The organism is Mesorhizobium sp. WSM4821 (assembly GCF_055901555.1).
This window is the reverse complement of the sequence record NZ_CM148371.1, coordinates 3,397,094-3,408,717: the sequence shown is the minus strand read 5'-3', so window position 1 is coordinate 3,408,717 and position 11,624 is coordinate 3,397,094. Positions and strand designations below refer to the sequence as shown.

Below are 11,624 nucleotides of genomic sequence, written 5' to 3'. Positions count from 1 at the left end.
GATGAGAAGAAAGCAGTGAAGCGCCTCGTCAAAAAGTGATATGTTTTCCCGGCATATGCAAATTCGGTTCACCTGAGGCCCCTTGCGAATTCCTTCCACTCAGGCGCTTCGCGCCCTCGACAGTTTTGCCCGACACGGCAGCGTATGGCGCGCCGCCGACGAACTGCATCTGACCCGCAGCGCCGTCAGCCATCAGCTTCGCCTGCTCGAACGCGATCTCGGCTTCGACCTGCTCGAACGCATCGGCAAGGGCGTGGCGCTCACCCCGCGCGGCCAGCACTACGCCAGCGACGTGCGCAAGGCGCTGACCGTGCTGGGAGACGCGGTAAGCCGCCATGCCGGCACCGGCGTCGGCGGCTCGTTCAGCGTCAGCTGCACGCCGGGCTTCGCCTCGCTGTTCCTGTGTACTCACATTGGCGAATTCCGGCAGATGTACCCCGATGTCGCGCTGCGCATCCTGACGCCGCGGCGGCTGGACGATGTCAGCAATGCCGAGGCCGACGCGTTCATCGCCTTCGGCGTCGGCAACTGGCCGAACCGGGCGGTCGAGCTGTTATGCGAAATCTCGTTTACGCCGCTGTGCAGCCCGACGCTGCTCAACAAGATCGGCGGGTTTTCCAAGCCCGCAGACGTGCTGCGCGCCAATCTGCTGCATCTCGGCGATACCGAGGACTGGGCGCGCTGGCTGGCGCTGTCGAAGGTCGAGAATCCCGACGTCGAGGGCGGCATCTTCTTTTCCGACATGAACCTGGTTTTCTCGGCGGCGATCGCCGGCCAGGGCATCGCCATGGGCGACGAGTTGACCAGCCGCCGGGCGCTGAGCGAAGGCCGGCTGGTAAAGCCGTTCGACATTGCGATCCCCTCGCCGCGGTCTTATTTTCTGGTTTCCGAGCACGCGAAGGCCGCGCATCCGGTGCTGAATGTTTTCAGTGGATGGTTGCGGTCGAAGCTGTCGGAGAACCAGCGCTAATCTCCCCCCTCAAGGGGGGAGATGGCCGCGAAGCGGCCAGAGGGGGGTCGGTTCGACTGGACTCGGCCAAGTCTGGCTTTTCCTCAAAGTCTGGTTTTTCCTCGAAGAAGGAGGAAGTCGCGCTCCACGCGAGACGACCCCTCTGTCGCCTTCGGCGACATCTCCCCCACATGGGGGGAGATTGGCGCATAGATGAATCAAATTTGCCGATCAGGCGAAAACTATTCGGTTGCGGTGAGCGGCCGCCCTGCCCTACGATTTCGATCAACAGTGAGGACAATGGCAGGATGCAGCAACCCGGCCGGGCCGCAGAGATCAAGGCAATCGGGATCGGCAAGAGCTTCGGCTCGTTCCGTGCGCTGGACGATCTGACGCTCGATATCGGCCGCGGCGAGTTCCTGACCCTGCTCGGGCCGTCGGGTTCGGGCAAGACCACCTTCCTGATGATCCTTGCCGGCTTCATCCAACCCAGCGACGGCCGCCTTTACAGCGACGGCGTCGACATCACCGAGCGGCCGGCCGAGCAACGCGCCGCCGGCATGGTGTTCCAGGGCTACGCGCTGTTCCCGCATATGAGCGTCGAGGCCAACATCGCCTTCCCGCTCAAGGTGCGCAAGAAATCGTCGGCCGAGATCAAGCGGCGGGTCGGCGAGATGATCGAGCGCGTCGGGCTGAAGGGCCACGAGAAGAAGCTGCCGTCGCAATTGTCCGGCGGCCAGCAGCAGCGCGTGGCGCTGGCGCGCGCGCTGGTGTTCGAGCCGGGCGTGCTTTTGCTCGACGAGCCGTTCTCAGCGCTCGACAAGGGCCTGCGCGGCCAGATGCAGGCCGAGATGAAGCGGCTGCACCAGGAGACCGGCACCACCTTCGTCTTCGTTACCCATGACCAGAGCGAGGCGCTGGCGCTGTCGTCGCGCGTCGCCATCTTCAACCATGGAAAACTGCTGCAGGTTGGTAAGCCGGACGAGGTCTACGACCGGCCGGCCAACCGCTTCGTCGCCGAGTTCCTCGGCGAGATCAACATGCTGCCGCTGAAGGGCGTGCGCAATGCCGACAATGGCGCCACCGGCCTGTGCGAAGATCGCACCGTGACCCTGCGCGGCAATGCCGGCGCCGTCGGCAGCAACGCCATCCTGGCGATCCGGCCAGAATACATGTCGATCGCGCGCGAAGCGGCGGCGGGCGAGAACGGCATCGCGGCGACGGCGACCGCCTCGACCTATCTCGGCGCTGCGACGCGGCTGGATCTGACGACGCGCCAAGGCGCCAAGGTGACGGTCTCGGTACCGAACGAGGTCGCCGCCTCGGCACTCAGCAAGGGCAATTCCGTTTGGCTGACATGGCCGGCGGAAAAGGGTTTCCTCCTTCCGGATGGAGGACAATGACGACCGGCGTGGCGAAGCTGAAATTCGCCAGGCCGACTTTCGGAAAATATCAACGACAAAAAAGGGGAACTGACATGACAAATGAAACCAGGAAACACGCCATCGAGACCCTGTCCGCCAGGGCCGCGCGTGGCGAGATCTCTCGCCGGCAGTTCACGCAGTTGGCCGCACTCGTGCTGGCCGGCACGCCGATGCTGCTGCGCTCGACCGGCGCCTTCGCGCAAGCCAAGGAACTGGTGCTGGTCAACTGGGGCGGCGACGCCATCACCGCCTATGACGCGGCCTATGGCCAGGCCTTCACCAAGGAGACCGGCATCACCGTCAAGATGGACGGCTCCGGCCCGACCGAAGGCGCGATCGCCGCACAGTTCAAGAGCGGCGCCCCTACCTGGGACCTCGTCGACGTCGACCCGTTCTCGGCCATCACGCTCGGCGCGCAAGGCATGCTCGAGCCGATCGACTACGCGGTCGTCGACAAGAAGAAGATGCGCGAGGGTTTTGGCTGGGAACACGCCGCCTCGACCTATTTCTTCTCCTATGTCATCGCCTATGATTCCGAGAAATACGGCAGCCAAGCGCCGACCGGCATGGCCGATTTCTTCGACGTGGCAAAATTCCCCGGCAAACGTTCGCTCTACAAATGGGGCGTGTCGAGCTGGGAAGCAGCATTGCTTGCCGACGGTATCGCGCCGGCCGAGCTCTATCCGCTCGACCTCAAGCGCGCGCATGACAAGATCGCCGCCTTCAAGGAGAACGTCGTCGCCTATTGGGGCGGCGGCGCCGAAAGCCAGAGCGTTCTGCTCAATGGCGAGGCCTCGATGGCGATCGTCTGGTCGACCCGCGCCTCGCTGATCGAGCAGGATTCCGGCGGCCAGATCAAGTTCATCTGGGACCAGGGCCTGATCTCGCCCGGCGCGCTCGCCGTGCTCAAGGGCAATCCCGGCGGCAAGGAGGCGGCGATGAAGTTCATCGCCAGCGCCCAGGATCCGGAAAAGCAGCTGGTCATGTTCGACAAGCTCGGCCAGGGCCCGGCCAATCCGGCCGCCGATGCGCTGATCCCCGCCGACAAGAAGCGCATCAACCCGGTCGACCCCGAAAACATGAAGAAGCAGATCGCGCTCGACATGGAGTGGTACGCCAAGAACTACGGCGCCGCACTCGACGAATACACGAAGATCATCTCCGCCTGATCAGGGCGAGATGAGAGCATATCTCTCCGACAGGATGGGCGCGGCGCTGCTGATGGCGCCGCTGCTCCTGTTCCTTGGCGCCGCCTATGCCTGGCCGTTCCTCGGCGTCGTCAATTGGAGCTTCACCCTGCCCGAGCCGGGACTAGGGCAGTATGGCGCGCTGGCCACCGATCCGCTGGTGCAGTCGGTGTTTGTCCGCACGCTGCGCATAGCGGCAATCGTTACGATTGTTTCGGTCACCGCTGCCTATGCCATCACTGTGGTCTGGGTGCGCGGCACGCCGGTGCAGCGCGTGATCACCGAGTTCTGCATCCTGGTGCCGTTCTGGATCTCGGTGCTGACGCGCGCCTTCGGCTGGGTGGCGCTCTTATCCAATCGCGGCCTGATCAACACCTGGCTGCAGGCGATCGGCTTCATCTCGGAACCGCTGACGTTGGTGCGCAACGAATTCGGCGTCATCGTCGGCATGACGCATTTTCTCATTCCCTTCGCCGTATTTCCGTTGGCGTCGTCCATGCGTAGCCTCGATGACCGCGTGCTTTTGGCGGCGCGCGGGCTCGGCTCCAGCCGGATGCGCACTTTCTGGTCGGTGTTCGTGCCGATGACCCGCTCCGGCATCATCGGTTCGGCGCTCATCGTCTTCGTCTTTTCGCTCGGCTTCTTCGTTACGCCGGCGATCCTCGGCGGCGGCCGCAGCGTGATGATCGCCGAGCTGATTTATCTCCGCATCTTCCAGAGCCCGGACTGGGGACTGGGCGCCGCGATCAGCGTCGTGCTGGTGCTGTTCGTCGGCGCGCTGATGGCGCTGCTGTTCCGCTATGTCAGGCCGAGGCAGATGATCTGATGCCGACCTATCGCCCCGGTCCCGTTTCGCTGATCCTCGCCGCCTTGGTGGCGCTGTTCCTGCTGCTGCCGCTGCTTGCCGTCATCCCGGTGTCGCTGACGCCGAGCCGCATGCTGGCGATGCCTTCGGGCGAATTGTCGCTGCGCCACTACCGGGCGCTGATTGAGGATCCGCGCTGGATCCAGTCGATCCTGCTCTCGATCCGGATCGGCGTCGTCAGCAGCGCCTTCTCCACCGTGCTGGCGCTCTGCTTCAGCCTCGGTGTGTGGATGTTCCAGCCACGCTTCACCGCCGCACTGGTCGGCTTCGTGCTGCTGCCGATGGTGGTGCCGCCGGTGGTCTCTGCCATTACGCTCTATTTCCTGCTGACCTCGATCTCGGGCGTCAGTTCGTTCTTCGGCTACGACACCTGGCTCGGTGTCGCCATGGCGCATGCTGTGATGACCGTGCCCTTCGCCACTGTGCTGATCCTGGTATCGCTCAGCCAGCTCGACCGGCGCATCGACCTGGCGGCGCGCGGCCTCGGCGCCACCGTGTGGGAGCGCGCCACCCGCATCATCATGCCCAACATAAAGTTCGGCATTGTCACCGCGGCGTTACTGTCCTTCGTGCTGTCCTGGGAGGAAATCGGCGTCACCCTGTTCATCACCTCGGTCAACGCCATCACGCTGCCCAGGCTGATGTGGATGGGCTTGCGCGACAACATCGACCCGGCGATCGCGGCCCTCTCGGTGATCCTGATCATAATCACGGTTTTGGTGTTGGCGCTACGCAGCTTGGTGGTCAGGCTGCGCGTCGCGCACTGAGGCAAGCCGGATCGCAAGTCGAAATTCGTCGGAACAAGTTGCGTTGATCCGTGCCTCCGGTAGCGGATGGCTCATCAACGGGAGATCGGAAAATGGCGACAACAAAAAAGGCCTCGACATCGAAGACCAAAAGCCTTGAGGATCTGTTCCTCGACGGCCTGAAAGACCTCTACTACGCGGAAAAAAAGATACTGAAGGCTCTGCCCAAAATGGCCAGGGGCGCCGAAGCGAACGAGGTTATGGCCGCGTTCGAAAAGCACCAGATGGAAACCGAGGGCCAGGTCGATCGCCTCGAGCAGGTGTTCGACCTTCTCGGAAAGCCGGCTCGCGGCAAGACCTGCCCCGCCATCGACGGCATTCTCGAAGAAGGCTCGGAAATACTCGAAGAGTATAAGGGAATTCCGGCGTTGGATGCAGGCCTCGTTGCCGCGGCACAGGCTGTGGAGCACTATGAAATAGCCCGCTACGGCACGCTCATCGCGTGGGCCGAACAGCTCGGCATGAAGGATGCCCTGCAGCTTCTCAGGACCACGCTGCAGGAAGAGGTGGCGACAGACGAGGCTCTCACCAAGCTGGGCGAATCCGGCGTGAATGAACGCGCTCTTGCAGAGGCCGCATGATCCCTTGCTATCATCTGAGCCCTGGTGATTGCCACCGGGGCTCAGCCCCTCCCGAAAGCGGATGAGATTCCGTCCCTGGCTGCCGCCGCCGCTGCGCATCATCGAAGGGCTTCACAAACCACGTCCCGTCAAAGCTATCCCATGGCGTGGCGGATGGTCTTGGACATCCGCGCAAGGAATGCCGGTCTCGACGATGCGTCTAGCTTCCACGACAGCACCGACATGGCCATTTTCCGCGGCAGCATGCCGACCGACAGGAACCAGGCGGCAAGGATGGCGCGCCGCCGCAGGGACGCGGTCATTTCGAGGCTGGCGACGGCGCCGGCCGTCCCCAGCGCCAGCCGGGAATCGTCGGTCACGGGATGCCGGCCCTTGTCCGCGCATAGCGACGCCAGCCGCTCTTCCAGGTGGACCGGGTCGTGGCGGACAGTATCGGACGGTACGATGGTCAGGCCGATCCCGGCGGCCTGCTCCGACAGCGCCTGCATGCGCTGGAAATCGTGCCTGACCCGCCAGCGAGCCCGTTCGGCGAGCTTTTCGCCGAACACCGAATGATTGGCGCCGTGGATCCGATAGGCGCCGACGCATTCGTCGATGGATTGAACGTGCCCGTAAAGCGGCGCCAGCGTTGCAAGATAGCCATCGGCGCCCTGGCGGAACTCCGGCTCGGGAATCGGCATGATCGCTTCCAGGGTTCCTCGGTCAAAGGCCAGCCCGCTGGTCACGGTTGTCTGGTAACGGCCCTTGTGCAGCAGTTTCGGCATGACGTCACCGCTGTCGAAGGGGAGTTCGGGCGGCGGAAAGACGTCCCTGATGCGTTGCCGTTCGTCGACGATGTGCAGCCTCGACTGCACTTGGGCGGTTGCCGCGTCCCAGATGTCGACGATTGTGGAAACGGCGGTCGGATAAAGGTAGTCGTCGGCGTCGAGAAAAAGAACGATCTTGCCGGAGCTTGCCACAAAGCCAGTGTTGAACGCTGCAGCATGCCCGCCATTTTGCGCTCGCGGGCATGCGAGGATCTCGTCGCGATATGATTCTATGATTGTCGTGGAATTGTCCTGCGATGCATCGTCAACGACGATGACTTCGACATCCGCGTAGTCCTGCTCCAGGGCGCTATCGATGCTGCGTTTGAGGAAACGCGCGTAATTGTAGTTCGGGATGATGATGGATACCGGAATTCTCGTCACGGGTTGCATCGCATCTGACCTCGCATCTTGCTTTGGTTTCGGCAAATCCGCTCATGGGTCTGCCCCCTCTTCAAGTGTCCGACGAGTTTCCCGAGGAACGGCTTTCCATCAGGAAACGGGTCGCGTCTTGCGTGCGACTTCGCAATGAGGCCGCCATTGCCTTCGACGCTGGCCAGCCGGGTCAAGAGTATGGTCGGCGGCGGCAAGCGCTCCGACGGTTCGGCCAGGACGATACCGCAACCGAGCCCGACGGATTAATGCCGCCCGCGGTCACGATCAGGTCGCGATCGAAGCGGACGGGCGCCTTGAGGCATGGCGGATAGTGATCTTTAAATACGGCAGGAACAAGCCCCGCCCCAAAACAAGACTCACAAGCCTGTTACATCTCAGGCAGCATGCAGCGTCGGGATGGCGCTGACATCCACTTCGCGCTCCGCATGCCAGGCGTCGTAAGCGGCCTGCATCCTGAGCCAGATCGCGGCGCCGTCGCCGAACATCTTCCCAAGGCGGGCGGCGACGGCTGGCGAAACCGGCTTCTTCTCGCGGATGATGTCGTAAAGCTGCTGGCGCGAGATTCCGAGCAGGTTGGCGATTTCCACCTTGGTCTTTCCGGTTGCCGGGATAATGTCGTCAAGCAGCGCTCCAGGGTGGGATGGGCAGCGCTCCATCGGACGCATCGGCTCATACACGCTCATAAATCGACTTCTCCAATCTGGCCGCCTCAATGGTACTGTTCGAAATCGACGCGGGCGGCGTCATTGGCGTCGAAATCGAATGTGATGCACCACGGCCCGTTGACATGCACCGTGTAGCGGGTCGGGTTGAAGCCCTTCAAAGGGTGGAAGTCGAAGCCGGGCAGGTCCATATCTTCCGGCCTTTCCGAGACTGCCAGGCGGTCAAGCCGGACAAGGATGCGCCTATGCACCTTGGCGTCGATCTTCCCGGACTTTCCGGTTTGAAAGAGATCGGCCAGCGTCTTGTGCTTGAACGATCTGATCATGCAATATGTAAGCATATTGCTTACGCAAGTCAACTGAGTGTAAGCAAATGATTTACGGAATAGTCGGCTATCACCGCTATCGGTCGGCCAGGATACGAACCTGTCACCATCGGCTCAGAAGGCCGCTCTATCCCGAAGCCGGCGGCAAGCCGGCTCCGGGGATATGACCATGCAACCTGAACGGTCAGGCGGCCTGCAACCCGGGCAGCGACAGGTCCGCCTCCTCCTGCAGGTCGCCGGCCATCGCGGCGGCAAACTTCGTCTGGTCGAGTTCCCCTTCCCAGCGCGCGACAACCACGGTCGCCACCGCATTGCCGACGAAGTTGGTCAGCGCCCGGCATTCCGACATGAAGCGGTCGACGCCGAGGATCAGCGCCATGCCGGCGACCGGCACGGTGGGAACCACCGAGAGCGTCGCGGCGAGCGTGATGAAGCCGGCGCCGGTGATGCCGGCGGCACCCTTGGAGCTCAGCATGGCGACGGCGAGCAGCAGGATCTGGTCGCCGAAGGTGAGCGGCGTGTCGGTCGCCTGCGCGATGAACAGGGCGGCCAGCGTCATATAGATGTTGGTGCCGTCGAGGTTGAAGGAGTAGCCGGTCGGGATCACCAGCCCGACCACCGAGCGGTTGCAGCCGGCGCGCTCCATTTTGGCCATCAGCCCCGGCAATGCCGCCTCCGAGGACGAGGTGCCGAGCACCAGAAGCAGCTCTTCCTTGATGTAGCGGATCAGCGCCAGGATCGAGAAGCCATTGTAGCGGGCGACCGCGCCAAGCACCACCAGCACGAACAAAAGCGCAGTCAGATAGAAAGTGCCGATCAGCATGGCGAGATTGGCAATCGAGCCGATGCCGTATTTGCCGATGGTGAAGGCCATGGCGCCGAAAGCGCCGATCGGTGCGGCCTTCATCAGGATGGCGACGAGGCGGAAGATCGGCGTCGTCAGCGCCTGCAGGAAATCGACGACCGGGCGGCCGCGATCACCGACCATGGCCAAGGCAACGCCGAACAGCACTGAGAAGAACAGCACCTGCAGGATATCGCCCTTCGCGAAAGCGCCGGTGATGGTGTCGGGGATGATGTTCATCAGGAAGCCGACAATGGTTGTGTCGTGCGCCTTCTCGGCGAAGGTCGCCACTTTGGTGGGATCGAGCGTGGCCGGGTTGATGTGCATGCCGGTGCCCGGCTGCACGACGTTCGACACGACGAGGCCGACGACCAGCGCCAGCGTCGAGAATGCCAGGAAGTAGATCATCGCCTTGCCGGCGACGCGGCCGACCTTCTGCAGGTCGGAAACGCCGGCAATGCCGGTCGCCACCGTCAGGAAGATCACCGGCGCTATCACCATCTTCACCAGCTTGATGAAGGCGTCGCCGAACGGCTTCATCGCCTCACCGGTTTCGGGATAGAAGTGGCCGAGAAGCACGCCGGCGGCGATCGCCGCCAGCACCTGCACATAGAGATGCCGGTAGAAGGGAAGTTTGCCGCGCGGCTCGGCGGCAGCGATTGCTGTCTGCATGACGTCCTCCATTGTGCTCCGATCGAAAAGCTCGACCTCCCGGAGCAATTGCATTGAACCCCCAGCAGCCTCGCGACCGCTGAATTCGTGTTTGCAACTGCCGTGCCACATTGCTTGGAAGAAACCATCAGTTTGATTTTATTGAATATTCTCGAATCCACGATTTCGTTTCGTACACAGAAAGTGCGGATACTCGCATAGTCGAATTGTGCTTTGTGCGAAATCATGCACAAATGGGTGATGCTGCAACGCCCCGCCGCTGCTTTGTCGACGCCCGAGCAACTCGGCAGGCGAGCGCGCCGTGCTTGGCTGCTGTTTGCGGCCATCGCCCTCGCGATCACCACGGCCGCACTTTACGGCGCCGGTCTCTATGGCCGCACCACCGAGATCGCGACACTGGTGGCGCAAGGCCGCACCGATACCAATCTCAAGATCGCGCTGCTGCGCGCCGTGCTGGAAAGCCCGCGCGCCCTGCCCCTGCTGCTGTCGGAGGATCAACAGGTGCAGGACGCGTTGTCGCAGAAGAACGCCGCAGCAATCGACGTGCTGAACCGCAAGCTCGAAGGGCTGGTCTCCGGCACCAAGGCTTCAGTGCTCTATGTCATCGGCACCGACGGGCTGGCGATTGCCTCAAGCAACTGGCGCGAACCGATCAGCTTCGTCGGCAACGACTACCGCTTCCGCGATTATTTCTCCGGGGCGATGCAAAACGGAACCGCTGAATATTTCGCGCTCGGCAACGTCAGCAAACGCCCTGGTCTCTACATCTCGCGGCGCGTCGATGCCTCCGCTCCGCTCGGCGTCGTCGTCGTCAAGGCAGAGTTCGACCAGCTCGAGGCCGACTGGCGCGAGGCGAGCCGCCCGGCCTATGTCAGTGATGAGCATGGCGTCGTCCTGATCACCAGCGTGCCGTCCTGGCGCTTCATGACGGTCGCGCCGCTCGCCGGCCCGGAGCTTGCCGCCATCCATGATATCAAGCAGTTCGGCGACGCGCCGCTGGTGCCGTTGCCGATCGCGCGCCCGCAGGCGCTGAGCCCAGACGTATCGATCGTCCACGCGGTGACGCCCGGCGGCAGCGATGCGGAATATCTCAGGCTTTCAGCGCCGGTCCCTTCGACCCCCTGGCGGCTCGATTATCTCCTCCCGACCGAAGCGCCGATCGCTGCCGCGGTCCGTGAAATGCGGCTTCTGGCGCTGGGCGTCGTCATCCCGCTGCTCAGCCTTGCCGCGTATCTTTTGTGGCGCCGGCAATCGGCGCAAATGCGCATCGCCGCCGAACAGGCGGCGCGCACCGAGCTCGAACGTCGCGTCGTCGAACGGACCGAGGATCTGAGCCAAGCCCGCGACCGGCTGCAGGCCGAGATATCAGGCCACCGCAGCACGGAAGCAAAGCTCCAGATCGTGCAGCAGGATCTGGTCCAGGCCAACCGCCTCGCCATCCTCGGCCAGGTCGCCGCCGGCGTCGCCCATGAGATCAACCAGCCGGTCGCTACCATCCGCGCCTATGCCGACAATGCCCGCACCTTCCTCGATCGCAAGCAGACCAGGCCTGCCGAGGAAAACCTCGGCGCCATCGCAGCACTTACCGAACGCATCGGCGCCATCACCGAGGAATTGAAGGCCTTTGCCCGCAAGGGCCGCACCGCTGCCGAGCCGGTCGAACTGCGTGGCGTTATCGAGGGCGCCGTGATGCTGTTGAGAAGCCGCTTTGCCGGCCGGCTCGACGCGCTGGCTATCGAGCTGCCGCCGCCGAGCCTCAAGGTCATGGGCAACCGGGTGCGGCTCGAACAGGTGATGATCAACCTGTTCCAGAACGCGCTGGAGGCGCTGGAAGGCCGCGACGATGCCAGGGTGCGGGTCTCGGTCGAAGAAACGGCTGACGGTGTCACGGTCGGCGTCTCCGACAATGGACCCGGCATCCCGCCAGGGATCCTCAAGTCGCTGTTTACGCCGTTCAACACATCCAAGGAAAAAGGCCTCGGTCTTGGCCTCGTCATCTCGAAGGACATCGTTGCCGATTATGGCGGGCGCGTCGAGGTTTCGAGCGACCCCGGCGGCACCCGCTTCACCCTTTATCTTCCAAAAGCAGCGTAATGGCCAAGGCAG

At 63.1% G+C, this 11,624-nt stretch carries 11 protein-coding genes; 7 read left to right on the top strand and 4 right to left on the bottom strand.

The window, feature by feature from the left end; all coding sequences use genetic code 11:
• Positions 1-82: 82 nt before the first annotated feature.
• The 6 genes from AC0NID_RS16390 (at position 83) to AC0NID_RS16365 (ending at position 5,812) form a co-directional block, all read left to right on the top strand.
• Positions 83-970 carry a LysR substrate-binding domain-containing protein gene (locus tag AC0NID_RS16390; protein ID WP_473453684.1) on the top strand — a complete coding sequence of 296 codons (888 nt, stop codon included), beginning with the start codon at positions 83-85 and terminating at the stop codon, positions 968-970.
• Between the two features lie 287 nt (positions 971-1,257).
• Complete coding sequence (locus AC0NID_RS16385; protein WP_473453686.1) at positions 1,258-2,352, top strand: ABC transporter ATP-binding protein; 1,095 nt, start codon at positions 1,258-1,260, stop codon at positions 2,350-2,352.
• Between the two features lie 74 nt (positions 2,353-2,426).
• A complete protein-coding gene (locus AC0NID_RS16380; RefSeq protein WP_473453688.1) occupies positions 2,427-3,542 on the top strand; it encodes an ABC transporter substrate-binding protein in 1,116 nt (371 codons plus the stop codon).
• A 10-nt stretch (positions 3,543-3,552) separates the two neighbouring features.
• Positions 3,553-4,386, top strand: a complete 834-nt coding sequence (locus tag AC0NID_RS16375; RefSeq protein ID WP_473453690.1) for an ABC transporter permease — start codon at positions 3,553-3,555, stop codon at positions 4,384-4,386.
• Entirely contained in the window at positions 4,386-5,192 is an 807-nt protein-coding gene (locus AC0NID_RS16370; protein ID WP_473453692.1) for an ABC transporter permease, read from the top strand. The genes AC0NID_RS16375 and AC0NID_RS16370 overlap by 1 nt, the downstream gene beginning before the upstream one ends.
• Before the next feature lie 92 nt (positions 5,193-5,284).
• Positions 5,285-5,812 carry a YciE/YciF ferroxidase family protein gene (locus AC0NID_RS16365; RefSeq protein ID WP_473453694.1) on the top strand — a complete coding sequence of 176 codons (528 nt, stop codon included), beginning with the start codon at positions 5,285-5,287 and terminating at the stop codon, positions 5,810-5,812.
• 134 nt (positions 5,813-5,946) lie between these two features.
• On the opposite strand, the gene AC0NID_RS16360 is transcribed toward AC0NID_RS16365, so the two are convergent.
• The 4 genes from AC0NID_RS16360 to AC0NID_RS16345 form a co-directional block, all read right to left on the bottom strand.
• A complete protein-coding gene (locus AC0NID_RS16360) occupies positions 5,947-7,011 on the bottom strand; it encodes a glycosyltransferase family 2 protein (RefSeq protein WP_473453696.1) in 1,065 nt (354 codons plus the stop codon).
• 377 nt (positions 7,012-7,388) lie between these two features.
• Complete coding sequence (locus AC0NID_RS16355; RefSeq protein WP_473453698.1) at positions 7,389-7,697, bottom strand: HigA family addiction module antitoxin; 309 nt, start codon at positions 7,695-7,697, stop codon at positions 7,389-7,391.
• A gap of 26 nt (positions 7,698-7,723) precedes the next feature.
• Positions 7,724-8,002, bottom strand: a complete 279-nt coding sequence (locus AC0NID_RS16350) for a type II toxin-antitoxin system RelE/ParE family toxin (protein WP_473453700.1) — start codon at positions 8,000-8,002, stop codon at positions 7,724-7,726.
• 184 nt (positions 8,003-8,186) lie between these two features.
• Complete coding sequence (locus AC0NID_RS16345; protein WP_473453702.1) at positions 8,187-9,518, bottom strand: dicarboxylate/amino acid:cation symporter; 1,332 nt, start codon at positions 9,516-9,518, stop codon at positions 8,187-8,189.
• A 240-nt stretch (positions 9,519-9,758) separates the two neighbouring features.
• Between AC0NID_RS16345 and AC0NID_RS16340 the strand changes: the two genes are divergently transcribed.
• Positions 9,759-11,612: a sensor histidine kinase gene (locus AC0NID_RS16340; RefSeq protein WP_473453704.1), complete on the top strand. Its 1,854-nt coding sequence runs from the start codon at positions 9,759-9,761 to the stop codon at positions 11,610-11,612.
• Positions 11,613-11,624: the final 12 nt, after the last annotated feature.

What these genes read in the sequence shown, in the direction of transcription:
- AC0NID_RS16370 (WP_473453692.1), top strand. Translation starts at nt 4,386, where the DNA reads ATGCCGACCTATCGCCCCGGTCCCGTTTCGCTGATCCTCGCCGCCTTG.
- AC0NID_RS16385 (WP_473453686.1), top strand. Translation starts at nt 1,258, where the DNA reads ATGCAGCAACCCGGCCGGGCCGCAGAGATCAAGGCAATCGGGATCGGC.
- AC0NID_RS16355 (WP_473453698.1), bottom strand. Translation starts at nt 7,697, where the DNA reads ATGAGCGTGTATGAGCCGATGCGTCCGATGGAGCGCTGCCCATCCCAC.
- AC0NID_RS16360 (WP_473453696.1), bottom strand. Translation starts at nt 7,011, where the DNA reads ATGCAACCCGTGACGAGAATTCCGGTATCCATCATCATCCCGAACTAC.
- AC0NID_RS16365 (WP_473453694.1), top strand. Translation starts at nt 5,285, where the DNA reads ATGGCGACAACAAAAAAGGCCTCGACATCGAAGACCAAAAGCCTTGAG.
- AC0NID_RS16375 (WP_473453690.1), top strand. Translation starts at nt 3,553, where the DNA reads ATGAGAGCATATCTCTCCGACAGGATGGGCGCGGCGCTGCTGATGGCG.
- AC0NID_RS16380 (WP_473453688.1), top strand. Translation starts at nt 2,427, where the DNA reads ATGACAAATGAAACCAGGAAACACGCCATCGAGACCCTGTCCGCCAGG.
- AC0NID_RS16340 (WP_473453704.1), top strand. Translation starts at nt 9,759, where the DNA reads ATGCTGCAACGCCCCGCCGCTGCTTTGTCGACGCCCGAGCAACTCGGC.
- AC0NID_RS16350 (WP_473453700.1), bottom strand. Translation starts at nt 8,002, where the DNA reads ATGATCAGATCGTTCAAGCACAAGACGCTGGCCGATCTCTTTCAAACC.
- AC0NID_RS16345 (WP_473453702.1), bottom strand. Translation starts at nt 9,518, where the DNA reads ATGCAGACAGCAATCGCTGCCGCCGAGCCGCGCGGCAAACTTCCCTTC.